This is a genomic window from Streptomyces sioyaensis (genome assembly GCF_004122735.1).
In the GTDB taxonomy this organism is placed as follows: Bacteria; Actinomycetota; Actinomycetes; order Streptomycetales; family Streptomycetaceae; genus Streptomyces; species Streptomyces sioyaensis.
Window position 1 is genome coordinate 21,076 of the sequence record NZ_SDIF01000052.1, and the last position, 24,678, is coordinate 45,753.

The 24,678-nt window shown below is 67.5% G+C and carries 16 protein-coding genes and 9 pseudogenes; 16 read left to right on the top strand and 9 right to left on the bottom strand.

The features are described from left to right. Positions 1-61: 61 nt before the first annotated feature. On the top strand, positions 62-2,665 hold the full coding sequence (gene rph, locus EST54_RS18925; RefSeq protein WP_129248825.1) for a rifamycin-inactivating phosphotransferase: 2,604 nt from the start codon (positions 62-64) through the stop codon (positions 2,663-2,665). Positions 2,666-2,959: 294 nt separating this feature from the next. On the opposite strand, the gene EST54_RS18930 is transcribed toward rph, so the two are convergent. Further along, entirely contained in the window at positions 2,960-3,634 is a 675-nt protein-coding gene (locus tag EST54_RS18930) for a hypothetical protein (protein WP_129248826.1), read from the bottom strand. A gap of 908 nt (positions 3,635-4,542) precedes the next feature. Between EST54_RS18930 and EST54_RS36200 the strand changes: the two are divergent. From EST54_RS36200 to EST54_RS35515, 4 genes and pseudogenes are all read left to right on the top strand, one after another. Further along, positions 4,543-5,034: pseudogene (locus EST54_RS36200) on the top strand (PP2C family protein-serine/threonine phosphatase); the annotation flags it as partial. Beyond that, positions 5,034-5,186, top strand: a pseudogene (locus EST54_RS36060) (VOC family protein); the annotation flags it as partial. The pseudogenes EST54_RS36200 and EST54_RS36060, both read left to right, overlap by 1 nt. Positions 5,187-5,851: 665 nt before the next feature. Next, positions 5,852-7,018 carry a M4 family metallopeptidase gene (locus tag EST54_RS18950; RefSeq protein ID WP_129248827.1) on the top strand — a complete coding sequence of 389 codons (1,167 nt, stop codon included), beginning with the start codon at positions 5,852-5,854 and terminating at the stop codon, positions 7,016-7,018. A gap of 216 nt (positions 7,019-7,234) precedes the next feature. Beyond that, positions 7,235-7,371 (top strand): annotated as a pseudogene (locus tag EST54_RS35515) (IS630 family transposase); the annotation flags it as partial. Between the two features lie 20 nt (positions 7,372-7,391). Here EST54_RS35515 and EST54_RS18960 read toward each other — a convergent pair. After that, the gene (locus EST54_RS18960; RefSeq protein WP_239013659.1) at positions 7,392-7,859 is read right to left on the bottom strand and encodes a GNAT family N-acetyltransferase; all 468 of its coding nucleotides are present in this window, start codon (positions 7,857-7,859) and stop codon (positions 7,392-7,394) included. 358 nt (positions 7,860-8,217) lie between these two features. On the opposite strand from EST54_RS18960, the pseudogene EST54_RS18965 reads away from it, so the two are divergent. After that, positions 8,218-8,519: pseudogene (locus tag EST54_RS18965) on the top strand (YjbQ family protein); the annotation flags it as partial. 706 nt (positions 8,520-9,225) lie between these two features. On the opposite strand, the gene EST54_RS18975 reads toward EST54_RS18965, so the two are convergent. Then, the gene (locus tag EST54_RS18975; RefSeq protein WP_239013658.1) at positions 9,226-9,837 is read right to left on the bottom strand and encodes a hypothetical protein; all 612 of its coding nucleotides are present in this window, start codon (positions 9,835-9,837) and stop codon (positions 9,226-9,228) included. 356 nt (positions 9,838-10,193) lie between these two features. Here EST54_RS18975 and EST54_RS35050 point away from each other — a divergent pair, with 356 nt between their 5' ends. Continuing rightward, the gene (locus tag EST54_RS35050) at positions 10,194-10,487 is read left to right on the top strand and encodes a hypothetical protein (protein ID WP_217371187.1); all 294 of its coding nucleotides are present in this window, start codon (positions 10,194-10,196) and stop codon (positions 10,485-10,487) included. Then, positions 10,484-10,630: pseudogene (locus EST54_RS35520) on the top strand (pentapeptide repeat-containing protein); the annotation flags it as partial. The gene EST54_RS35050 and the pseudogene EST54_RS35520, both read left to right, overlap by 4 nt. 1,062 nt (positions 10,631-11,692) lie before the next feature. Here EST54_RS35520 and EST54_RS18990 read toward each other — a convergent pair. Together EST54_RS18990 and EST54_RS18995 are read right to left on the bottom strand one after the other, a co-directional pair. Next, on the bottom strand, positions 11,693-11,923 hold the full coding sequence (locus EST54_RS18990; protein ID WP_129248830.1) for an alanine racemase: 231 nt from the start codon (positions 11,921-11,923) through the stop codon (positions 11,693-11,695). Then, a complete protein-coding gene (locus EST54_RS18995; protein ID WP_129248831.1) occupies positions 11,920-12,321 on the bottom strand; it encodes an ester cyclase in 402 nt (133 codons plus the stop codon). Before EST54_RS18995 ends, EST54_RS18990 begins: the two co-directional genes overlap by 4 nt. Positions 12,322-12,958: 637 nt before the next feature. On the opposite strand from EST54_RS18995, the gene EST54_RS19000 reads away from it, so the two are divergent. Together EST54_RS19000 and EST54_RS19005 are read left to right on the top strand one after the other, a co-directional pair. Continuing rightward, complete coding sequence (locus tag EST54_RS19000; protein ID WP_129248832.1) at positions 12,959-13,657, top strand: hypothetical protein; 699 nt, start codon at positions 12,959-12,961, stop codon at positions 13,655-13,657. A 621-nt stretch (positions 13,658-14,278) separates the two neighbouring features. Next, complete coding sequence (locus EST54_RS19005) at positions 14,279-15,385, top strand: trypsin-like serine peptidase (protein WP_129248833.1); 1,107 nt, start codon at positions 14,279-14,281, stop codon at positions 15,383-15,385. Between the two features lie 985 nt (positions 15,386-16,370). On the opposite strand, the gene EST54_RS19015 is transcribed toward EST54_RS19005, so the two are convergent. Continuing rightward, a complete protein-coding gene (locus tag EST54_RS19015; protein WP_244942557.1) occupies positions 16,371-17,789 on the bottom strand; it encodes an MDR family MFS transporter in 1,419 nt (472 codons plus the stop codon). Positions 17,790-18,115: 326 nt separating this feature from the next. On the opposite strand from EST54_RS19015, the pseudogene EST54_RS19020 reads away from it, so the two are divergent. Beyond that, a pseudogene (locus tag EST54_RS19020) lies at positions 18,116-18,231 on the top strand (IS5/IS1182 family transposase); the annotation flags it as partial. A 42-nt stretch (positions 18,232-18,273) separates the two neighbouring features. On the opposite strand, the gene EST54_RS19025 reads toward EST54_RS19020, so the two are convergent. Continuing rightward, complete coding sequence (locus tag EST54_RS19025; protein WP_307825523.1) at positions 18,274-18,654, bottom strand: winged helix-turn-helix transcriptional regulator; 381 nt, start codon at positions 18,652-18,654, stop codon at positions 18,274-18,276. Between the two features lie 110 nt (positions 18,655-18,764). Between EST54_RS19025 and EST54_RS35055 the strand changes: the two genes are divergently transcribed. The 3 genes and pseudogenes from EST54_RS35055 to EST54_RS19035 all read left to right on the top strand — a co-directional run. Then, positions 18,765-19,187 carry an NAD(P)H-dependent flavin oxidoreductase gene (locus tag EST54_RS35055; RefSeq protein WP_217371188.1) on the top strand — a complete coding sequence of 141 codons (423 nt, stop codon included), beginning with the start codon at positions 18,765-18,767 and terminating at the stop codon, positions 19,185-19,187. After that, the gene (locus tag EST54_RS19030) at positions 19,099-19,761 is read left to right on the top strand and encodes an NAD(P)H-dependent flavin oxidoreductase (protein WP_217371189.1); all 663 of its coding nucleotides are present in this window, start codon (positions 19,099-19,101) and stop codon (positions 19,759-19,761) included. Before EST54_RS35055 ends, EST54_RS19030 begins: the two co-directional genes overlap by 89 nt. Before the next feature lie 275 nt (positions 19,762-20,036). Further along, positions 20,037-20,264, top strand: a pseudogene (locus EST54_RS19035) (EF-hand domain-containing protein); the annotation flags it as partial. Positions 20,265-20,454: 190 nt separating this feature from the next. Here the strand turns inward: EST54_RS19035 and EST54_RS36210 are convergent. Continuing rightward, positions 20,455-20,600, bottom strand: a pseudogene (locus tag EST54_RS36210) (GntR family transcriptional regulator); the annotation flags it as partial. A gap of 84 nt (positions 20,601-20,684) precedes the next feature. Then, positions 20,685-20,937, bottom strand: a pseudogene (locus tag EST54_RS36215) (GntR family transcriptional regulator); the annotation flags it as partial. 255 nt (positions 20,938-21,192) lie between these two features. Here EST54_RS36215 and EST54_RS19040 point away from each other — a divergent pair. Both EST54_RS19040 and EST54_RS19045 read left to right on the top strand, forming a co-directional pair. After that, a complete protein-coding gene (locus tag EST54_RS19040) occupies positions 21,193-22,344 on the top strand; it encodes an ABC transporter substrate-binding protein (protein WP_129248835.1) in 1,152 nt (383 codons plus the stop codon). A 666-nt stretch (positions 22,345-23,010) separates the two neighbouring features. After that, positions 23,011-24,678, top strand: a 1,668-nt coding sequence (locus tag EST54_RS19045) for an APC family permease (RefSeq protein WP_135796893.1), incomplete at its 3' end; no start/stop codon positions are given.

Genomic DNA, 24,678 nt, shown 5'->3' on the forward strand with positions numbered 1-24,678 from the left:
CGCCGGTGATTCGATCGGCCACCGCAGTACAACGGAGCACGGCTGCCTCGGAGGTGTCGCAATGATTGAGCGGTACGTGTGGGATCTTCAAGAGGTTGACGAGTTGCAGGTCGCGGTCGTCGGCGGCAAGGGTGCGCACCTGGGCGGGCTGTCGCGGATCGAAGGCATCCGCGTGCCGGGGGGCTTTTGCGTGACGACGGAGGCCTTCCGGCGGATCATGGCGGAAGCGCCGTCGATCGACGATCGGCTCGATCAGTTGTCGCGCTTGAACCCGGACGACCGGGAGGCGATCGGCACGCTCAGCGCGCAGATTCGTCGGACCATCGAAGGGGTTGCCATCCCGGGCGATCTCGCGGCGGCGATCACCCGCGCGCTCGCCCAGCACGGCGAGCAGGCCGCCTACGCCGTCCGATCCAGCGCGACGGCAGAGGACCTGCCGACGGCCTCCTTTGCCGGCCAGCAGGACACATATCTGAACGTCGTGGGGCCGACGGCGATCCTCCGGCACGTCAGCCGGTGCTGGGCCTCGCTGTTCACCGAGCGGGCCGTGACCTACCGCCAGCGGAACGGCATCGACCACCGTACGGTCCACATGGCCGTGGTCGTGCAGCAGATGGCCTTCCCCCATGCGGCCGGCGTCCTGTTCACGGCCGACCCCGTCACGGGCAACCGGAAGGTCGCCACCGTGGACGCCGGCTTCGGCCTCGGCGAGGCCCTGGTCTCCGGCCTGGTGAACCCGGACGTCTTCAAGGTGCGGGACAGCGAAGTCGTCGCCAAGGCGATCGCCGCCAAACAGCGGGCCGTTCACGCCCTGCCGGCCGGCGGTACGCAGGAAGTGGCGGTCGACTCGCAGCGGCAGGAGCAGCCGGCGCTGACGGATGCTCAGGTCGTGCGGCTCGTGCAGCTCGGGCGGCGGATCGAAGCGCACTTCGGCCGCCCGCAGGACATCGAATGGTGCCTGGTCGATGATGGCTTCCAGATCGTTCAGAGCCGGCCGATCACCACGCTGTTCCCCGTCCCCGAGACCGGCGACGGCGACCAGGAGAATCACGTCTACGTCTCCGTTGGTCATGGGCAGATGATGACCGACGCCATGAAGCCCCTGGGGCTCTCCGTATGGCAACTGACAGCCATGGTGCCGATGCACGAGGCCGGCGGGAGGCTGTTCGTCGACGTCACCCGGCGCCTGGCCTCGCCCGCGAGCCGCGCCGGCCTCCTGGACGTCCTGGGGAGAGGCGATCCGCTGATCAGGGACGCTCTGGAGACCGTCCTCGACCGCGACGACTTCGTCCCGTCGCTCCCGGACACGGGTCCCGGCGGGCCGCCGGCCGGCGGTGCGCCCGCCCCGATCGAGACCGATCCGGCCATCGTCACCGAGCTGATCGAGCGCAGCCAGGCGTCCATCGCCGCCCTGGAGCGCGACATCCGGACGAAGACCGGACCGGCGCTGTTCGACTTCCTGCTGGAGGCCTTCGAGGAGCACAAGCGGGTCCTCAGTGATCCGCTGAGCATGCAGGCGATCATGGCGGGGATGGAGGCCACGTGGTGGCTCAACGACAAGCTGCAGGAGTGGCTGGGCGAGAAGAACGCGGCTGACACCCTCACGCTCTCCGCCCCCGACAACGTCACGTCGGAGATGGGACTGGCGCTGCTCGACGTCGCGGACGTGATCCGCCCGCAGTCGGAGGTGGTGGCATTCCTGCAGGGCGTCGAGGACGACGGCTTCCTGGACGAGCTGGCGAAGCTCACGGGCGGGACCGAAGCGCGCGGCGCCATCCAGGCCTACCTCGACCGGTACGGCATGCGCTGCGTCGGCGAGATCGACATCACGAGGCCGCGTTGGCGCGAGCGCCCCACCACTCTCGTGCCCGTGATCCTGGACAACGTCAGGAACTTCGAGCCGGGCGCCGCCGAGCAACGCTTCGAGCAAGGGCGGCGGAAGGCGCAGAAGAAGGAACAGGACGTGCTGTCACGCTTGCGGGCCCTGCCGGACGGGGACCAGAAAGCCGACGAGGCCAAGCGGATGATCGACCGGGTCCGCACCTTCATCGGGTACCGGGAGTACCCGAAGTACGGCATCGTCAACCGCTCCTTCGTCTACAAGCAGGCCCTGCTGGAGGAAGCCGAGCGCCTCGTGCAGGCCAACGTGCTTCCTGAGAAGGAGGACGTCTTCTACCTCACGTTCCAGGAATTCCACGACGTCGTGCGCTCGAACCAGGTGGACGACCAGCTCATCCAGCAGCGCAAGGACGCGTTCCGGTCGTACCACGCGCTCACGCCGCCCCGGGTGCTCACCTCGGATGGTGAGGCCCTCACCGGGGCGTACCGGCGCGACGACGTGCCGGCCGGCGCCCTGACCGGCCTACCGGTTTCCGCCGGGACCATCGAGGGGCGGGCCCGCGTCATCCTTGACATGGCGGAGGCCGATCTCGAAGCGGGCGACATCCTGGTCACGACCTTCACGGACCCCAGCTGGTCGCCGCTGTTCGTCGGAATCGCGGGCCTGGTGACCGAGGTGGGCGGCCTGATGACCCATGGCGCAGTGATCGCCCGGGAGTACGGCTTGCCGGCCGTCGTGGGCGTGGAGCGGGCCACCCGGCTGATCCGGGACGGGCAGCGGATCCGCGTGCACGGAACCGACGGGTACGTCGAGATCCTGCCCTGACCGACCACACCGAGCAGCCCCATCCGTAGCTTCCGACCAAACAACGCCAAGCAGTTGATGACCACCCCACGACCGCCGCCCGCAACGCGCACACGCGCACGCGGACACGACCCGTAACTGTTCTTCACCTGGGAAGTGCCTCTTCGCTACCACGTACAGGACCCTCAGCACGTCCTATCGTTGCAGCTCAGAGGCACTTTCCGCCTTCCCGAAGTGGCCAACAGGCGCTTGATCGCGGCGCGTTCTCCCTGCGCGTTCTCCCTGCACCTTTTCCCCGCGTCAGCATCTCGTCACTTACGAATCACCGTACGGCGTGCGCCACGACTGAGCCTGTTCCGTTTTACGGGGAGACCTGTCCTCGACGTTTCGGGGAGGCCAGCCCAGCGGCATTGCCGGCTTTCGGGCTTCTCCATCACTCCGGATAGCAGCAGCACGCGCGGCTGATGCGCACAGCATCACAAGAATCGCGAGGATTGCGGAACCGCCCACCAAGTCAGACGCACCCGGCACCCCTCGAATCCATTGCACAAACCCTACTACCACCGTTACCACATAAACATTGAAGCCCAGAAACGCCACATAGTAAATGATCCGCCATATCTGTGCGGACAGCCCCTGGAGCGACCGAAGCAGGAGCAGTCGACGCAGGACAGGAATCTGCTTCTGGGGCGCCACCTCCCCTTGAGACACCTCCTCTTGAACGGATTCAACCTCCGCGTAGCACCTGTCCAGCCATTCTTGGGCAGCTCGGGATTCCTGCCCCAATGGGCCCAATTGCTGACGGGCCTGCAGCCACTCTTGAATGAATTGCACCTCTGCCTGACCGATTTCGATTTTGCGTCGAAGCCGGTGATCGCGATTCTTTTCCTTCCGACGGTCTTTGAGCAGAATACCCAGGACACCCATTGCACCCGTCAGCAACGGCGCCAAAAGCGCAACGACCGCCGAAAGTATTTGATTTCCCGTCATAGGCTTCGTTCACCCGCTTGACGAAATGCATGCCACGTCAGCGAAGCAGGGGCCGCCAAGGCTTCTACATACAGCCTGCCCCTTCACGCCGGTTGGAGCATGTCGAGCGCGATCCTCGGTGCATGCGCGCCACTCCCGTGGGGCCCGCCGGGAGCGGGCCCCTTTCGCCGCTCATGGGGGCACTCCGGGAGCGGCCACTCGACGAGCAACACGCTGAGGTGAGAGGCGCCGGGATCGGTGTGAGACTGGGCGGGGAAGGGGTGATCCCCGTGCCGGACCCATCGCAGGCGCCCACCGATCCCGGCGCCGCCGTCGACGAGAGTCGGCTGGAAGAGCTGATCACCGAGGCGCAGATCGTCCTCCCGGTGGAGTTGTCCGCACTGGCGAACCGGTGCGCCTCGGCCCTCGGCCTGAAATCGGCGCTGATCCACCTCGTCGACCTGCAGCAATGGCTGCTCGTCCCACTCGATGAGTCCCTGGAACCGCTGCCGGTGGACGCCTCGCAGGCCGGCTGGGCGTACCGCACGGTCTCCCCGCGGGTGACGGACGACGGCGACGGCGTGGTCATCTGGGTACCGCTGATCGACGGTGCGGAGCGGCTGGGGGTGCTGGCGGTGCGGACCGCCACACTGGACGGGCCGCGGATGCGCCGCAGCCGGATGCTGGCCGATCTGCTCGCGATGGTCGTCACCTCCAAGCGCGCCTACAGCGACTGGATCGCCGCTCGCACCCGCACCGCCACCATGCAGTTGCCCGCCGAGATGCTGCGGGCCTTCCTGCCGCCCCGCACCATCGGCAGCAAGCAGTGCGTCTCGACCGCGGTGCTGGAGCCGGCGTACGACGTCGGCGGCGACGCCTTCGACCACGCGGTGGTCAAGCAGGTGCTGCACACCATGATCCTTGACGGCATGGGCCACGATCTGGCCTCCGGTCTGGCCATCTCGGTGGCCATGGCCGGCGCGCGGAACGCCCGCCGCAGCGGCGCCGACCTGCCCGACCTCGTCGGCTCCGTCGACCGCGCGCTCGCCCAGTGGCTGCCCGACCACTTCTGCACCGGTGTGGTGTGCCGGCTCGACGCCGACACCGGGGAATTGCGCTGGATCAACTGCGGTCACCCGCCACCGCTGCTGATCCGTGCCGAGCGGGTGCTCGACGGGGCGCTGGACAGCCCCCCGCAGCCGCCGATCGGCCTCTACCTCGAACTCGCCCCGGCCGCCCGCCAGGTCCACAAGACCACACTCGAACCGGGCGACCGCGTCCTGCTCTACACCGACGGTGTGATCGACGCGCGCGACGCGAACGGCGCTGAGTTCGGCCTCGACCGGTTCACGGACTTCATCATCCGCGCCTCCGCCGCCGGCCAGATCCCGGCCGAGGTACTGCGGCTGCTCATCCACGCCATCCTCGACTACCAGCACAACAACCTGCGCGACGACGCCACCATCCTGCTCTTCGAATGGCACCCGCAACACCCGTAAGCCAGGGCGACGCGCCGTGGACGGCGTTGGCCGACCCGGCGGGCAACGAGTTCTGCGTCCCCGGCCGGGGCTGACGCGGAACTCCGCCCGCGCCCTCATGTCGGTGCCGCAGTGCGCGGCGCCGGGCCCCGCCCTCCCCGGACGCCACCTCACGACAGCCTGACCCACGCGGAATTCCCTGGAACGGCCCGCGAACTTCTTCCACGACGGTGACCGCCCACTGGGTGCCGACGACACCACCGACTCCTCTCGGCGCGGCATGCTCACCATCGCCCGCGTCATCAGCCGCGCCATCAGCCGCGCCGAAAAGTCCCGCCTTCGGGCGGTGTTGACCTGACACGACATCGAGAGGCACTTCGCCCGTTCCGAACCCGGACACCTCCTCTTCCCGAGAGGCTGTGAGGGTGGCAGAGGCAGTACGGGTCCGCGAGATTGACGACGAGTGGCAGCGCCTGCTGCAGGGTCGGCAATGGCTGTGAGCCGACCGTCGGCGCGGTAGCCATAGGCGCGGTGGAGTTGTGGGTTGCTGGCGTAGTGCGTGCCGAGGACCCGTTCGGTCAGGCGCCCCATCGCGTCCCTGGTGTGGTGCAGAGCGAAGATATCTCCGAGACGACGAGTGGTTTCTGAGGTTTGCCGGCGTCTGACGGGAACGGCGCGGGCGCTACGGCCATCTCTGTGGCTGAAGGGACCGGGGTCTCTGCCCCGGTACCCCATGCCGTTCGGCCCTGTGGAGGAGCCCATGAATCGTGCACCGTCCACCCGCAAGCGCCGCCGGAAGCACGCCGCACTGCGGATGAGCGCCGTCGTCGTGACCACCGCCGCGCTCGCTGCGTCGGGGGCGATGGCCGAACCGGCGACTGCCGCCACGGGAGGCACGGCACCGGTGCCGGCTCAGCCCGCCGGCAGTGCCATCGCGACGGGCCATGGCATACGCGTCGGCACGGTCAAGATCACCACTCGCCTGCGCAACGGCCGCTACGAACTCACCGATCCCACCCGGGGTGGCCTGACCATCAAGGACTATCTCAACAACGAGTACTTCGGTGACCTGGAGCTCAGCAAGCCCTTCACCGGCAAGGACAACGTCTGGGGTAACGGCACCACCAGCAGCCGCGAATCGGCGGCCGTTGACGCCCACTTCGCCGCCGAACAGGCCTGGGACTACTTCAAGCACACCTTCCACCGCCTCGGCCCGCGTGGCGACAACAAGGGCCCCATCCTGTACGTGCACTTCAAGAAGAACTTCAGCCACGCTCAGGCCATCGAAGACCCGATGGCGGCGCTCTTCGGCGACGGTAAGAACAACAAGAAGCCCGTCACGTCGCTCGACGCGGTCGCTCACGAATACACCCACCTCGTCAGCGACGCCACGGCAAAGTTCGGCTACTCCTCCGAGTCGGACGCCCTCAACGAGGCAACCTCCGACATCTTCGCCGCCATGGTGGAATTCCAGGCGAACCTCCCCAGCGACCCCCCGGACTACCTCTTCGAAGAGCAGGTCTACGGAAAGTCCGCCCCCGTGCGCTACATGGACAAGCCGTCACGCGACGGCAAGTCGCCGGACTTCTGGAAGCCCGGGATGGCGAGCGGCAAGGACGGCGACACCCACTTCCAGGCCGGCATAGCCAACCATTTCTTCTACCTCCTGGCGGAGGGAAGCGGCAAGAAGACCATCAACGGCGTCGCCTACAACAGCCCGACCATCGACGGCCGGAAAGTCGCCGGTATCGGCCGCACCAAGGCGGCCCGTATTTGGTACGAAGCGCTCACCACCCAGTTCCACTCGACCACCGGATTCAAGCAGGCCCGGACCGGCACCCTCAAAGCCGCCGCCAAGCTGTACGGAACGTCCAGCCGCGAGTATGCGGCCGTCCAGAAGGCATGGTCCGCGGTCAACGTCAAGTAGCCAGCCAGGAAAGGCAAGAGCCACCTGCGGCTCCACCGAATCGGGGATGGTCTCCAGGAGTCGTCAACCAAGTGTCACGTCCACATCAGAAGCGATGCGACGGTGATGGCTGCTCGGTAGGACTCAGCGATTTGGTCATAGCCGGTCGCGATACCGTGCCACTGCTTCAAGCCGCACGGGCTCCACCTGGCCAACTCCCACCACCACAGCCGCCCCGTGCAGCCCCGGGCCCTGCACGCCTACCTCCGCTGGCGCAACACCAACGCCCGCCACCCCGACGTGCTCGCCCCCAGCGCAAGGAACGCGCCCGCATCCGCAGCGAGAAAGGCATCCGTTGGGGAGGCCGACCGCTTCGCTTCCAGCAGCAGTTTGATCAGACCGGAACTTCAAATATGAGTTCGAGGCCGTCTTCCTCGTCCCATTGTTCTCCGACCGCGACGAAGCCAAATCCAGAAATCGTGGCCAGGGATGCCGTGTTGTCAGGACTGATCGTCACCCGCACGGTCCTGATTCGGGCTTCTGCAACGGCCCGACGCACCAATGCGGCCAGCATCGCTCTGGCGTAGCCCTGACGACGGTAGACGGGGACCACCGAGTAACCGAGCTCCACCATGCCCGCCTCATCCGGCGGCCCATGGAACCCGGCATACCCCACGACGGCACCTTCCGGCTCGGCTACCACGATCTGCGTGAGCCACCCCGCGCAACCCGGGTCCGAGGTCAGCTGATTGACCCGGTACTGCCACACCCACTTTGCCGTGTCGGTGACGAAGTACTCGCTGAGAGCGACACCTGCTTCGGCACTGGCTTGAGCCAGGTCGTCCTTGAGCAAGGCGATCATGGTCGTGCTCGATAACTCAACAAATCGCACGGACTTCCCGCTCGTGGAGACTGGGGTCCGGCGCTCGGCTTTGTCTGTCACAGCGGGAATCGTCGTGGCGCGTCCAGGACGTGTCCAACAGTTTTCGCACTACCCGGCACCGATCACCACGACCTCTACGTCACGCACCCCGGAGTGGTTCGTGCTTCACCCAACCAGGAAAGCGGCGGATGTCTTCCCGGGTGGGCGAAGACTTCCGGACACAGCGGCCCCTGGCCCTCCGGGCCCTCCCGGATCGGACATGCGCCGCGTCGCCAGATGGCGAGAGATACCCGCGGGGCTGGCGACGAGAGCGAGCCGCCCTTACGAAAATGAACGCGTGAGCACCGCATTCACCACTCGCACCCTGGAAGTCACCACCAGCACCTCCGAGACCGTCGCCGACCTCATCGGCGACTGCCCGAGTTCCTCCAAGAGGCCGCAGTCGCCCCCGACGGCCTGCTGAACATCTTCGTGCCGCACGCCACAGCCGGCATCGCCGTACGGGAAACCGGCGCAGGCAGCGACGAAGACCTCCTGGCCACGCTCCACGACCTGCTGCCCGCCGACAACCGCTGGCGCCACCGCCACGGCAGCCCCGGCCACGGCCCCCCCTCAGCCCATGTCCGACCAGTAACCGTCCAAAGGAGTTCCTACATGGAGTTTGAGGTTCAGGCGCGTGGGCGGGCTACCCGCCGGTGGATCGCGTTCGTGCTGATCGCACTCGGGGCGATTTTCTTAGTCTTCGGGTTGGTCCTGGCGAGGGTGTCGGCCTCATTCCTGTCGGACGCGAAGCGGACCCGGGGCTCAGTGGTGTCGCTGGATTGGCGCGAGGACGACCACGGGGAGGGCCGCACGCCCGTGGCGTACCCGGTGGTCGAGTTCACGTCGGCGGACGGCATGCCGAGGCGATTCCAGAGCTCGACGGTTCCCATCCGCCCTCGTACGAGAAGGGTGAACGGGTCGAGGTGCTGTACCGCGCCGATTCCCCCAAGGATGCGCGGATCAACGGGTTCGCCTCACTGTGGCTGCTGCCGTTGACCTTTGGTGGGACCGGGTTGCTGATGTCGGCGGGCGGGACAGCCGTTGCCATGGCACGGCGGTGGCGTTCCTAACCGATGGCGAGCACTCAGCCAATCACCCCCACGCGACGGGGGCTGGCAACCCGTACACCACGCCCAGGCCGACGACCTCGACATCCAGCTGATCCCCATGGCCGACCAGCCCAACCCACACGACCCCTGAGTCGCGCCCAGCTCACCGCCCGCACCAGCGAAGCTACTGCGTATTCGCCTCTGGAGCTTTGAGTGACCGTCTGTCGGCACACTGCCGTGAGTGCCCGGCCACCTCACCCTCTGGGCATGGCTGCAGGGCGATGAACCTCCAGAACGACTGCGGTCCCGGCCACGGTTCGGTCCTCGTGCATAGTGATCTGCTGGCCGGGCTGGACGTGCGTCCAGTGGGAGGGGGTGAGTGGCACGAGGCGAACCGTGGCATGCCTGCCGGGCTCCAGCATGGGCATGTTCTCAACCCAGAGCGCGGCGATGCTGACCGCACGTTCACCGGTGGGCGAGAGGTGTCCGATGTCCCACATGGGTCGCAGAACCCCGGCGCCGGAGATTGGTGTCGTGCGTCGGCCCTCGCCGGCAAGGCGGAGCGTCAGATCTGCTCGGATTACGCCGTTGCGGATCTCGGCGCACCGCCAATGGCACCAGGCCGCGCTCCGCTCCAGCTGGAGCTGTTCAGCCGCTTCGGCGAGCTTCTCCCAAAACGCCAGAGGGATCGAGCGACCGTCCCCGAGTTCCTCCAGCAGGCCCAGGGCGACCTCCCACTCGTCGTGGGCGAGGTAGTCCCAGATGTCTTGCACCGTGATGTCGTTCTCGGTGGCGGTCTCTTCCGGGACCAGCAGGGAGGCTGATTCGAGCAGCTCAGGGACGTCCATGCGCTCATTGTCGAGCATATGCAAGAGCGTCCCGGCGCTCGTCCACTCCGTAGTTCAGAGAAGGCACCCGCCACATCGTGTGGCGCCAGATCGACACCCACACCACCCTCACCGGCCCCTGACCAAGCGGGCACGCCGGCCGGGCCCCACCCAGTCCTCGCCCACGCCGGCACATCACCGCCCGGTGCGCGAGCTCCCAGAAGGGGCGATCGTCCAGTGCAAGCGATGGCGGCGTGCAACTGCCTGGCCGCTCCGGTTGTCCTTTGGTACGTGACGCCCGTAGACCCAAGCTTTGTTCCTGCCGGAAAGTGGTTGGCCGCGCTGTAGCCACGGTGCCGACCTCGCCTCGGCCGGCTGCCCTGGCATCCAGGTCGGTGGACATACTGCGTGCCTGGCTCATCGGACGGAGGCACCGCGCCGCCCACCTGGCCACTCTGTCGCCCGGCGATGACATCGACTGCAGAGGCACCTCTTTCACCGTAGAGCTGTTGGACCAGTGGCTCGACGCGCTGGTCGATCCGACCACTGGACGCCCTCACCTTGGCAATGCCATCTTCTACAGGGCGGGGTTCACCGGCAGAGTCGATTTCCGCGAGGCGACCTTCACCGGCGTTGCCCTGTTCTTCGAGACAACATTTAATGTTGTCACGCCATCTTTAACGACGTGACCTTTGCCAGCGAAGCCTTATTCGACTTGGCGACCTTTACCGGCATCTCCGGATTTGGCAGGGCGACCTTCGCCGGCGACGCCGAGTTCCACTGGGCGACCTTCGGTTCCGCCGCGTTCCCTGGTGTGACAATCGCCGGCAACGTCGACTTCGACATGGCGCAGTTCGAGAAAGTGGCTCACTTGAGGCCGGTGGTGTGTGGAAAGCGGGTGTCGATGAATGATGCGGTCTTCCAGCAGTCGGCGACACTGAAGTTCGCAGTCGAACAGGTGACCGGCGTGCTCACGCGGTGGGCGTCGACTGTCCAGTTCCACCTTCGGTACGCCGAACTGGACCTGCGTGACGCAGTCTTCGAGTACCCGGTAGTTGTCGCCACTCACCCCGTCCGCTTCCGCGGTATATCGGGCGACCCGATGCCGGAGGCGGCGCTGTCCGACCGGCAGCCCGGCACGCGGCTGGTGTCGGTGAGCGGGGTGGATGCCGCGCACCTGGCGCTGCACGAGGTCGACCTGAGCGTGTGCCGGTTCGCCGGAGCTGTCCACCTCGAGCAGATGAAGGTGGACGGCTGGTGCACCTTCGCCACCACCCCCACCAGCTGGGACAGGCGATTCCCCTGGCAGTGTCGCCGAAACACGCTGCCGGAAGACCACCACGGGCGGGTGCACACCGCCCGCTTCCCCGACCGGGCCGTCGCCCGAGGCTGGACCGCTCCGGCCCAGGACGCCCCCAAGCTTCAGCCCGCGGCGGTGGCCGCACTGTACCGGCAGCTGCGCAAGTCCTTGGAGGACAGCAAGAACGAACCAAACGCCGCCGACTTCTACTACGGCGAGTGCGAGATGCGCCGCCACGACGCCACCCGGCCGTTCGGCGAGCGGGCGCTGCTGACTGCCTACTGGGCGCTGTCAGGCTATGGCCTGCGCGCCGCCCGCGCCCTGGCCTGGCTGATGACCGCCATGATCGCCACCGTCTTGGCGATGGGGTTGTGGGGCATGGGACGCGACCTGGATCAATTGGGCATAGGCCTGGAGGCGCGAGGCGTATACAGGGTCAGCAGCGCCGATGCCCCGATCGAATCCGTAGTCGTTCCCATGGTCCGGCTGGAGCGCCCCCTTGTACAGGTGCTGCCGCTACCCCACCGTCGGAGTCGACCCGCCGCTGACCACACGGACGCCGTTGCTCAAGGTCCCGCAGCGCCCATGCCTCGCTCAGCGTGCGCTCCTCGGCCGTGCGGCGCTCGCCACCCGCGCGTCATTTCCGTAGTCGTGTCCTGGGAACGTGCACACGCCGACGACATCCAGTCCCGCGTCGGCAGCCGCCTTCCCAACCTCACCAGCAGCGTGAGGCTGCACTCCCGTCCGATGGCTCCCGCTGCCGATCTCGACGAGCACCTCGACCGGCCAGGTGCTGCCGCGCACGTGGGGCCTGCGAGCACTCATTTGTCCAGTTGGCTGAGATCCCAGACCACATGGCTCGCTACGAGCTTGTCATCCTCGAATGTGTAGATGTTGATGCCCTCGAACGACACCATCCGGTCACTCGGCTCGATGCCCAAGAACTCGCCCGTGTGTTTCCCCGTTGCCGTCCAACGGGTTACCACCTTGTCTCCCTCCGCAATCTGGTCGTGGATCTCATGCCGCAGATTTGCGAACGCTGCGTACATCCGCTGATAGAACTGCCTGGTTTCTTCCAAGGAGAATGCTTTACGGCCGGGAAAGTTGAGCTTGTAGTCCGGAGAGAAGAGCTCGTCCAAGACGCCGATGTTCCCAGCATCAAGCTCAGCAAACCGTCTCCGGACGATTTCCTTGGCGGAGTCATTACTCAGTCGCGTGCCCATGAAAATTCCCGTCGGTCGGCTGTGTCCGGCAAGTTGTCTCGTGCCCGAGCCGCTCACGATAGTTTCGGCCGTCCGGGCAATCGGAAGCCACGAGGAACATCACCGTCAATTCGCCCCATCGGCTGCCCACACCGTCACCCGAGCGAGTTCAGCGGCGTGCCATGCCAGGCCACGCGAGGCCAGTCCTGTGAACCGGTGCCCTGTCTCGGGCACCGGGCCGCGGCGGCCCGGCGCGGAGCCGCCCAGCGGCCGGAGCCCGCTCAGCCATGCCGAACTCCTCGGCCAGAACGGACTTGCGCTCACCGACGACGGCGCGCTCACACAGCTCGCGTACTCGTTCAGGGGTGAGGTCGGGTTTGCGGCCGGCGTAGGCGCCGCGCTGTGTTGGCCGCGACGATGCCCTCTCGCTGGCTTCGAGGATCAGGGTGCGCTCGAACTCAGCGAAGGCCGGTGCATCGAGTGCGCTATCACGGTGTCACCGTCGCGCACAAGCGCCAGCAACTCGTCCAGCGGCGTCCGTGGCATCTGTGGCGTTGGGGTTTACCCGCATCAGACACCACTTCACGACTTCAAGCCATTGCTGACGAGTTGACGGGCATCCCAACTCCGGGAACCGTGGGGCCGATAGCCTTGTGCCGTGGGCGACGCGGATCGGTTACCAGACGGCGCGGATCGGGTACCCAACGAGGCGGCGGCCAACGGCGGCACGGTCGTGCCGTCTCGCCGGTGGTACCGGGATCCGGTCTTGCTCGTGCCAGCAGCTGTAACGATTGTCGCGGCGATAATCGCGCTCGTTCCGTACTTCTTCCCCCAGCAGCAGCCCGACGGGCAGGGCACTGGCAAGTATGTCGACCCCGAGGAATGCCTGACGGTTGGCTGGCCCGGACCTGGCACGGCGGAGCCGCAGCAGGTCCGGGCAAACACGGACGTGGCTGGGTACGCGATCCTTCGACAGAAACCCTGTTGGCGGGCGCTAAAACCGCAACCGTCCACCCGGTTTGACCCCGCAGCCGGGATCTCGGTGCTGTGCTGGGTAAACGCCGACGATGTCATCGACACGTCTAAGGTGTCCCGTTACGGGTGGTACTTAGTGGCTGATCCGGCCCACCCGGGCCAGACGATCGGCTGGACCCCCCAGTGGCCCTACAAGGCACCTGAACAGGATGTTCCGACATGCGGTCAGCACGCGCAGGGGTCGCTGTCGCCTGTCACCCTTGTCGCTGCCGCTCTGGCATGCATCACAGCGATATTTCTGATCATCCTGGCAATCAGGCGCAGGCGTCGGGACTTGCCGCAACCCGCAGGGCCGCCTGCCTTCGATAACGAGCAGCCGTGAATGCCCCTGTTCGACTTGTATTCCTCCGCCTATGACTGGAATGCATCTTAAGCGGTCATGCGTCGCTGGTATCGATGCCATGCGACCGCCCCGGCTTCACTGCACCATGCAGAATGCAGAGGAGTTCGGACATCCGTGCAGGCGACTTCGGGCATTGACACCCGTCCTCCAACGGGATGTGATCGAAACCTATGGAAACGGCCGTGCTTCCCGAGCTGCAGCGAGTGGCCTCGTAGCCCCCGATTGTGGCCTCTGACCGCCACGTTCCCGACCTGTAGGAACTCTGGCACTCCGACCGTACCCCTCACAATCTCACCGCTGTCGCTACTGACAGTTCGATTCCGCCCCAAGGGGCCTATCCGCGCGACCTCTTAGCGAAGGGGCCCGCCCACCGAATCCGAGATCGTTACGCTCCCATGTGTACCGCCCCGTGGCGGGCTGCCGTTTCAGCCAATCCTCGCTTCATGACTTGCTACAGGCCGCAGCGTCCTCCCATCCTGGCTGGCGGTACGGGGGACTTCGAAGCGCATGTGGCATGCCCATGATGAACGTCGCCGTCTCCCGTTGCCTGCTCCGGGTCCTCGAACCGGGCGCATCGCATACAACTAGGGGGAGACACAGGTGATATCGCGTCACCGCACGAAATTCCGGGTCGGCTTCGGCAGCTCGCTGATCGCCGTGCTGGCACTTTGGGTGCCGCAGTCCGCTGCCGGCGCCGCAGAGCCGGAACGCGCCGCGGCCCTGCCGTCGGCTGCCGCAGGCGGCGCCACCGCGTCCTCGGGCGCCGACGCCACGTCGTACTGGACGCCGGAGCGCCGCGCCGCAGCCAAGGCGACCCCGCTGCCCGGCCTGAGTGCCCGGGAGATCCAGCGCGTCATCAAGAAGAGCACCGTATCGTCGCGGCTCGGCCGGCTGTCCGCACCGCCCACCGCGCCGGCGAACAAAGCCGCCGCCCGCGGTGACAGCAAGGCCGGCGCCGCGGTCAACAAGGCCAGGCCATGGGGCAAGGCGGGAAAGCAGCCCGCGCTCACCACCGGCAGGCTCTTCTACCGGTTGCCGGACGGCTCCGGTCACACCTGCTCTGCCAGTGTGATCCACGCGTCCAACAAGAACACCCTGTGGACCGCCGGGCACTGCGTCCACCCGGGCGGCGGCGGGGACGGGAAGTTCTACGACCCTGACTACATGACGTTCGCCCCGGATGACGACGGCGGCCGGGCCCCGCACGGCCTGTGGGAGGCCGCGTACATCAACACCACCAAGGGCTGGGCGGACGACGGGGACTTCGCGCAGGACGTCGCGGCCGTGGAGGTCCGTCCGCAGTCCGATCGCGGCAACATCCAGGAATTCGCTGGATCGCAGGGGTATCACTTCGGCTACGGCCAGGACTTCAGCAACGTGACGTTCCTCGGCTACCCCGCTGCCGGCAACGGCCGCTCTTTCCCCGGTGACCAGCTGACCTACTGCCGGGACAACACGGAGGACGCCAGCGGCTGGTGGTGGGACGAGCGCCTGCAGATGGTGTGCGACATGGGCCAGGGGTCGAGCGGCGGCCCGTGGATCGACGACCTGAACGGTGACGGCTTGGGCTACATCGTCGGCGCCATGTCCCACGTCTACGACCCTGACCCCAACGACCCGGACAATGCGTGGAGTGACCCCCACGGCTTCTCGTCCAACCACGGTGACGGCGCAATCAACGTCTACAAGGACGTAGCCAACCACTGACACAGGCCCGTTGAACCCGCGCGCACCGTAGCGGCATGCGTGACCCGGGCGATGCGACACCGTGCTCCTTGCACAGGTGTCGCATCGCCCCGTGCGGACAGGCATTCACCGCCAGATGTTCACGGCTGCGGCATCTCTGCCGGGGATGCTTCGCGCCGGCGCTCGTCGGTCCAGTACGAGGAACCCGTCCCGGGCTTCTCGTCCGGCGTGGCCCCGCTCGCCGCATCCCCCGGCCGGTGCGACGACCGATGCGTCGGTGAGCTCGTCTCCGGGGCGGCCGGACGGCCGACGCCCGGGCCGCCCGTGGGGATGGTAAGTACCGCCACCACCACGGCTACTGCAACCGCTGCGCAAGCCGTCACCACCGCGGACACGACCCGATTCCCTCGCGGCATCCGTCTCCCCCTTCGCTTCGTGAACACCCGGAGCGGTACCCGTCAGACGGGCCCGCCCCCAGTCCGGTTCCGCCGGATGCCGCCTGCGGCACCCCGCCGGGACGGCGTAGCGACATAGCGTTTGAGGCATCGGAGGGTCTCACGCCGGGTCTTGCCCTCCCTGATGCAACGCTCGCAGTAGTCAGGTGTGGGATGACACTGGTCGCCCGGCATGCGCGCTCCAGCGGGGCGCCGGGCGATGCCACCCTGCCCGCGCGGTCATTTCCCCGTCTGGTCGTCACCGGGGAGCACGATGCCTTTCTCCCCTCCACGGCGGCTCGGTCCGGCAGTGCGCGCCACACTCGGCGCTGAGCTGGGGGTGATCTCGGAGGCCGGACACCTCGTGGTCGAAGAGCGCCCCGTATGCCTGTCCACCTTGCTGGAGATTCCGGGCCAGCCCGCTCCGATGCCGCCGTGGAGTGGCTGACCTCCGAGTGCCACCACCCACGACGGACTACGCAGTGGGTCTCTCCCCTCGCTCCCCGAGTCGTAGGCACGTCGCTGACCTCACGGCTTGCGCCTTGATCAGCATTTCCCCCTCCGCCCAGCCCTCATGATCCGGTGGGCTGGTCCGCCGCGCTGCCGTGCTCTTGGGCGCCAGCGGCAGCGGTCCGGCGCGGTAGTTTCGCGGCGACGACGATCGTCACCAAGGTGAGAGCGGCGGCAACCCCAAAGGCCAGCTTCATCCCGCTCAGCTGTGCGGGCACGGCGGCGACGCCGTCGGTGACCAGGTGACCGCTGCGCGCGGTCATCACGGTCACCACAAGCGCGGTCCCGAACGCTGCGGCGACCTGCTGCAACGTCCCGAGCATCGAGCTGCCGTGCGAGTACAGGTGAGGGGGAAGTGCGCCCATGCCAAGGGTGAAGACGGGAGTGAACGTCGCCGCCAGGCTCACCATCAGCAGCGCGTGCAGTCCCAGCACCTGCCAGTACGGCATCGTCATCGACACCTGGGTGAATCCGCCGAGGGCGAGCACCATCCCGATGGAGCCGGGCAGTACCAGCGGCCGACTGCCGACCCGGTCGAACACCTTGCCCACGGTCGGTCCGAGCAGTCCCATGGCCAGACCGCCCGGCATGACCAGCAGGCCGGTCTCCAGGGGGCTGAGCCCGCGTATGTTCTGCAGGTACAGCGGCAGCAGGATCATCGACCCGAGCATCGCCAGGAACCCGATGGATATCAGGGCCAGGGAAAGGCCGTAGGTGCGGTGCCCCAGGGTGCGCAGGTCCATCAGAGGCACACCGGTGCGTTGCAGCTTGAGCTGGCGGATCACGAAGACCGCGATGGCCGCGATACCGGTGATGACGATGCCGATGCCGAGCCCGACCCTGCCGTCGGTTTCGCCGAAGAGGCTCAGGCCGTACACCAGACCGCCGAAGCCGAGCGCCGCCACGGAGACGCTGAGCCAGTCGATGGAGCTCACTTGCGGCTCGCCGATGTTGTCCAGCTTGCGCAGCCCGAGCAGGGTCACCAGGGCCGTGATCGGCAGGACGACCACGAACAGCATTCGCCAGGAGCCGATCTGCAGGATCAGCCCGGACACGGCAGGTCCGAGCGCGGGCGCCACCGAGATCGCCAGGGTGACGTTGCCCATCACCCGGCCGCGGTCATGTTCAGGCACCACGATCATCAACGTGGTCATCAGCAGGGGCATCATCACGGCCGTGCCCACGGCCTGCACGATCCGCCCGAGCAGCAGCACCTCGAAGGACGGCGCGACGGCTGACAGAGCGGTACCCGCCAGGAACACGCCCATCGCGATGGCGTAAGCCTGGCGGGTGGTGACCCGCTGCAGGAACCAGCCGGTGATGGGGATCACGGCGGCCATGGTCAGCATGAACGCGGTGGACACCCACTGCGCCGACTGCTCGGTGATACGCAACGACTCCATCAGCCGGGGGATAGCGTTGATCAAGATCGTTTCGTTCAGGATCACCACGAATGTGGCCAGCACCAGCAGCCGCACCACGGTTGGTATGCGGCCCTTCTGCACAGCCGGTCGTTCTTGGGTCGCAGTTGACATGGCAGCTCCTCGCTGGGGTTCCTGGTCACAGTCGCCTCGCAGCCAAGAGCTGTCGGCACGAACGTGGGTGGTGATACCGGTGATGAAGACCGGCACGCCTGGCAGAACTCATCGGTCGGCCCGAGTCTTCCGCATCGTCGCGCCCATCTCACCCGAATTTTCGCCTGCTCACGAAGGCATCCACCGGCAACGCCGGCAGGGCTTCTCGTCTCAGCTGTCCCTATGTGGGAGGTCATGATGGTGAGGGCCTGACCAGGGAAGACCTCTTCGGCAACGAAGCCGAGCAAACGATCAATGAGCTCAAGGCTTCCGCGCCGTAGCCACCCGCTTCGACAAGAGGGCGTACATCTTTCATGGCACCGTGACCATCGCAGCCATTCGCCTCTGACCTCGTTCGTGACCCGCCGCACAGTCACCCGCCGGACGGTCCTCAGGGGATGTCCGGGGCATCGGCGGTGGCGGTGTCGTGGTCGGAGGAGTGCTCGGCCAGTTCGGCGGCCCAGGTGGCGGACCAGTCGACGAGGGGGCTGAGCGCTGTGTGGGCTTGTCGCCCCAGCGCGGTGAGGTCGTAGTGGCTGTCGGGGGTCTGGTGCACCAGACGCGCCTCCATCAGCTCGACGAGGCGCTGACGCAGCACGCTGGAGGACATGTCGCCGCAGCGTCGGCGCAGGGCACCGAACCCCAGGGCGCCCTCGTGTAGTTCCCACACCACGCGCAGACTCCATCGCCGGCCGAACAGATCGAGCGCGGCCATGAGAGGGCGTCCGGTGATCGAGCCACGCACCGGCCGTCCTGGTGTCGGTGTGCCCACCGCGCTCCTCCTTCGCTTCTGCGGACCCACACCCCTGGTGTTTCGGATTTCGAAACACTAACATCGCCGCGGAATTCGGAAACCGAAACGCCCCGCATGAAGAGGACAGCATGACGACGTTGACCACACCTCTGTGCCGGCAACTGGGCATCGAGGTCCCCGTGGTGCAGGCACCCATCGGATCCTCGGTCACCACAGAGCTGGTGGCTGCGGTGGCCAACGCGGGAGGACTCGGCACCCTTGCTCTGACCTGGGTCACCGCCGAGGAGGCGGTGCGCCGGATCCGGCAGGTTCGACGGATGACACCGAGGCCCTTCGCGGCGAACCTGGTGCTGGACTTCCCCGTCGACGAGCTTCTCGACGCCTGCTTGGCGGAAAGCGTGCCGGTCATTTCGACGTTCTGGGGCGATCCCGCGCCCGTCGCCGAACGCACACACTCGGCCGATGCCCTGCACCTCCACACGGTCGGTTCCGTCACCGAGGCCGCGCGCCGTTGCCGCAGGCGTCGACGTGATCGTGGCCCAGGGGTGTGAAGCAGGCGGCCACGTCCGCGGGGAGGTCACCACGATGGCGCTGGTGCCCGCGGTCGTGGACGCGGTGCACCCGGTGCCCGTCATCGCGGCCGGCGGCATCGCCGACGGGCGAGGCCTCGCCGCCGCACTGACCCTCGGGGCCCAGGCCGGATGGCTGGGCACCCGATTCCTGACGGCATCCGAGGCGGCCACGCATGAGGTCTACCGTCAAGCTGTGATCCAGGCGGCGCCGCAGGACGCGGTGCACACGCGGTGCTTCGACGGCGGCTGGCCCAACGCCCCGCATCGTGCCTTGCGCAACTCCACGCTCCGCGCCTGGGAGGCGGCAGACCGTCCCGCCGCGCCGAACCGCCCCGGCGAAGGCGCCGTGGTGGCCCGAAGCGCCGACGGACGGTCCTGGTCGCGTTACGACGACATGGTCCCCGTGCCCGGCATGTCGGGCGACGTGGAGGCCCTCGCCCTTTACGCGGGCCAGAGCGCCGGACTCGTCCATGACGTCGCCCCGGCGGGCCGCATCGTGACGGACATCGCCGCGGATGCCGCGGCCCTCATGAGGCGGACGCGGACCCCCTGACACTGTCCGCTCCCCGCACCGCGTCGCTACAGCGGTGAGCCGCACTGCGAGATCGCCGGCGGACCCACCCACAGCCCATCCTCGCCGCTGACGCCCCTACACGCGGGTAACGCCTGAACAAGATGGCCAGACAGAGATGTTGGACTCAACAGGCATGAGGGGCCCGGGCCCACGGAAGGGTGAACTCCGCCTTGCGTCGCAGGGCGGCGGGGACGGGTCCCGTGGCCCTTCCAGCGGCCGGATAGTCTGGGCACGTCAGCAAAGATCGTTCAAGGGCGGAGCACATGGCAGACATCATGGAGACGGCGGCGCGGAAGGTCTTCGAGCGCTACGACATCGACGGCGACGGCCTGGTCACCGCAGAGGAATACCGGAAGGTCGTGGCGGAGTTGGAGGGCTCGGAGATCACCGAGTCGCAGGCCCAGGAGCTGATCGACTCGCTCGACACCAACGGCGATGGCCAGATGTCCTTCGAGGAGTTCTGGGCGGCCATGAACGGCTGACGCTGCCGAGTCCGGCACGTACCGGCTGCGGGAGGTGTCCACCCACCACGGCCTGCGGGCGGCCGCCCGCCCCAGTACCGCGCGGGTGGACACCGTCCCTGACTACCTGGCCGGCCGCGCCCTCCGCCTGCTCGCTCCCGTCCTCGCCAAGCGTCCGGGGCAGCAGGTGTCGACGGCCGTGTCACGGACGGCACTCGGGCTCGATGCGCTCGACGGCCGAAGCGATCCGGTCCGCATACGCGGTCCGCTCCAGCAGTATGCGCCTGACGTCCAGAGCACGGGTACCAGCAGGACGTGCAACACCGCTGTGCTGGATGGAAGTTGGAGTCGTACGGAGTACGGAGCCTTCCGGCGACATGGGGCGACATTCGGGCAAATGACGTGTCTGAGTGTCTTGCGACCATCGCGTGCGACCCCGTACGAAACGGCACAACTCAGTGAAGCCCTGACTGCGGCAGCCGGCCAGGACCAGGAGCACACGGCGGGCGCGCCCTGGCATGACTCGATGAGTCCCTCGACGGTCAGGGCCGCGACGGCTGGCAGACCATGCCGCGCCAGACGCCGTACCGGGCCGCGAGTTCGGTCTCCGCGGGCAGCAGACTGCCCGCACTGTATCCGCGCGGTCGATCGCCCGCCTCAGCTCTTCGACGATCCCCTCGTGTCGCGTCGCCACGCTTCCCCTCTCGCACGGAGTTGTGCGCAAAGTGTGCAGCGCGACCAGCTTGGACCAGGTGGTCGCGTAACCCCTGCGAGCTGCGATTGTGAGGGAATCGGAGTCATTACTTTTACCAATGTTTACCTGGCGAACACCATAGTTAGGCCTACTGAGGCCCCAACTTGTTCAGACAGGTACTCACCCCCCACGTGCATCCCCTGTGTGGCCCCGCATGAATCCCCTCAATCCTCTGTGCGTACCCCTGGAGAGTCCGTGACCGTGTTCCTGCCGAGAACCGCCGTCCTCACCGGCGTCCTCGCCGTCGCCGCCCTATCCCTCAGCGCCTGTGACGCGGAGTCCGACGCGTCGGGCACCTCCGGCGGAAGGAGCGCGGCCAACGCGACCACGGCCGATGACCTCGGCGGCATCGGCGCCCTGACCAAGGCGGCCAAGAAGGAGGGCACGCTGCATGCGATCGCGCTGCCCCGCGACTGGGCCAACTACGGTGCCCTGATCGACGGCTTCAAAAAGAAGTACGGCATCAAGGTCGAGGTCGAGAACCCGAAGGGCGCCAGCCAGGACGAGATCAGCGCGGTCACCTCGCGCCAGGGGCAGGACAACGCGCCCGACGTCCTCGACCTCGGCAGCTCCTTCGCGCAGAGCGCCGCCCAGGACGGGCTGCTCGCGCCGTACATGGTCACCGGTTTCGCCCATATCCCCGATGTCCAACGGGACTCGATCGGCCGCTGGGCGAACGACTACGGCGGCTACATCTCCTTCGGCTGTGATGCCAAGCGCGTCCACACCTGCCCGACCAGCTTCAAGGATCTGCTCCGGCCGCAGTACAAGGGAAAGGTCGCGCTCAACGGCGTCCCCACCAAGTCGGGTTCGGCCTTCGGCGCCGTGTACGCAGCCGCCCTCGCCAACGGCGGCTCCTTCGACGACATCCAGCCCGGCATCGACTTCTTCGGCAGGCTGAAGAGGAGCGGCAACTACACGCCCGTCCAATCCACCGCGGCCACCATCGCGAAGGGCCAGACGCCGATCAGCATCGACTGGGACTACCTCAACGCCGGATACACCGACGAGTTCAAGTCCAAGGGCCTCGACTGGACGGTCACGGTCCCCTCGGACGGCAAGTTCTCCCAGTACTACTCGCAGGCCATCAACAAGGATGCGCCGCACCCCGCGGCCGCGCGCCTGTGGCAGGAGTACCTCTACAGCCCCGAGGGCCAGAACCTCAGGCTCAAGGGATACGCCCGCCCGGCTCTGATGACCGCCATGAAGAAGGCCGGCACGCTGAACAAGACCGCGGCGGCGAAGCTGCCGAAGGTCTCCGGCACGCCGAGCTTCCCGACCGAGACCCAGCAGAGCAACGCCAAGCTCCTCATCACCCAGAGCTGGGGCGATGCCGCTTCCGGATGACCGCGTCTCGCGCCGGGGCCGGTGTGGTGCCCGACGAATCTCCGCGATCGGTCCACAGGCCCGCGGCTGCAGCCTTCTGAGGACGTCGTCGTGACCGGAACCGGGGCCTACGGCAAGAGCGCGCATGCCGCACGTCGTTGCGCCTCGCAGCCGCTACCCCGCAACGCGGTGGCAGGACCTCGTCTCCGGCCTCCTCTTCGGCGAGGCCTGAGCCGGCACTCCTGCCACCGCGCCTGGCGCAGGACATCGTCTCCCCCCGACCACGTCCCTCGGACGCGCCCGCCCGAGGCGAGTGTCGACTCCCCCTTCCTGGGACCACATCCTGGCCGCCCGGGCCTTGCCCCTCTCGTCGGCCCCACCCTCCTAGGTCCTCAAGGCCCGCGTCACATCGCTCGCGCACAAGCGCCCGCTTACCCGCCGCTGTGACGCGTCTCATGTAGTGATCTCCGGAGCCCCGCCGACGTGTGACGCTGGGGAGTGAACGGGCCTTGAGGCCGGGGCAGTTGGCCCCGGGCTCGTGGTCTGCCCGGGCCGGTCCGCGTGGTGTTCCGGCAGCGCAGTGGCGTTCCCGCCATGTAGCCGGAAATAAGGTGGTCGGCGGCAGACGACAGCGGCCCCTCCCCCATCGCGGGGCATGCGCGACACCAGGACGGACGACACTTCTCCATGGACATGAGCGCCGGCGAGCGCAAGGGGCTCAGCCTCTTCGCCCTCATCATGATCGGCATCGGTTCGATCTTCGGCTCCGGCTGGCTCTTCGGGGCCGGCTCCGCCGCCCAGGTGGCGGGCCCCGCGGCGTTGGTCGCCTGGGTGATCGGCGTCGTCTTCATCGGCATGATCGCGATGTCGTACGCGGAGGTCGGTTCGGCCTACCCGATCCCCGGCGGCATGGCCCGCTACGGGCACCTCTCGCACGGCCCCGTCCTCGGGTTCCTCACCGGCTGGGCGGTGTGGATCGCGACCGCCTCGCTGATCCCGATCGAGTCGATCGCGGCCACCCAGTACATGACGTCCTGGAGCTTCGGCTGGGCGAAGGACCTGGTCGATCCGGCCACCCACCAGCTGACCCTCTCCGGCACGGCGATGGCGCTGGTCCTGACCCTCGCGCTCTGGCTGACCTGCTTCTGGTCGGTACAGCTGCTGGCCCGCGCCAACACCGTGCTGACCCTGGTCAAGTTCGCCATCCCGGTGCTGGCGGTGCTCGCCCTGGTCGGGTCCGGCTTCCACGCCTCGAACTTCACCGCCCACGGCGGCTTCGCCCCGTACGGCTGGTCGGCCGTGCTCACGGCCGTCACCACCTGCGGTGTGGTCTTCGCCTTCAACGGCTTCCAGGCCGTGGTCAACCTCGGCGGGGCCGCGAAGAACCCGGGCCGAGCCATCCCCGTCGCCCTGGTCGGTGCGCTCGCACTGGGCCTGGTGATCTACCTGGCGCTGCAGGCCGCGTACCTGGGGTCGGTGCCGCCCGAGTTGCTGGCACGGTCCGGCGGGTGGCAGGGCCTGAACCTCAACTCGCCGTTCGCCGACCTGGCGGGGCTGCTGATGCTGCACTGGGTGGTCACCATGCTGCAGTTCGGTGCGTTCATCTCGCCGGCCGGGTCCAACATCGCCAATGTCGCCTCGGCCGCGTACATGGTCACCAACCTCGCCGAGACCGGGTTCTTCCCCCGGAAGCTGGCGTCCGTGCATCCCCGCTACGGCACCGCCCGCCCCGCGATGTGGCTCAACCTCGGCTTCTCCGTCGTGCTGCTGCTCACCGTCGGCCGCAGCTGGCAGGCGCTGGCCGGCGTGGTGTCGGCGGCCATGGTCATCTCGTATCTGATCGGCCCGATCGCGGTGGGGGTGCTGCGGCGGACCCGCCCGGAGCTGCCCCGTCCCTTCCGGCTGCCGGCCGCGGGGGTGCTGTGCCCGGTCACCTTCGCCTTCGCCGCCTGCGCGCTGTACTGGTCGAAGTGGCCGGAGACCGGAAAGATCACCCTGCTGACGCTGGTGGCCGCACCGGTCGCGGCGCTGGTGCTGCGGCGCCGGGACGAGATCGAAAGGCGCCATGAAGCGTCCGGCAAGGGTGATGGCGGGCGACGGCCGGGTCTTCTGCGGCAGTTCGCCCCGGCCTGGTGGATGATCGCCTTCCTGGTGTGGACGGCCACGGTGTCCGCGCTGGGCGGCAAGGAGTTCGGCGGCCGGGACGTCCTTCCCGGCGTGCTCGGCACCGTCCTGATCGCGGTCACCGCCCCGGTCTTCTACTTCTGGGCGGTGCGGTCCGGAGTCAAGGCCCACGAACAGGGCCTGACCGGCGCTCCGTCCCCCACCGAAGCCGCCCCGCCCCCCACTGCCACT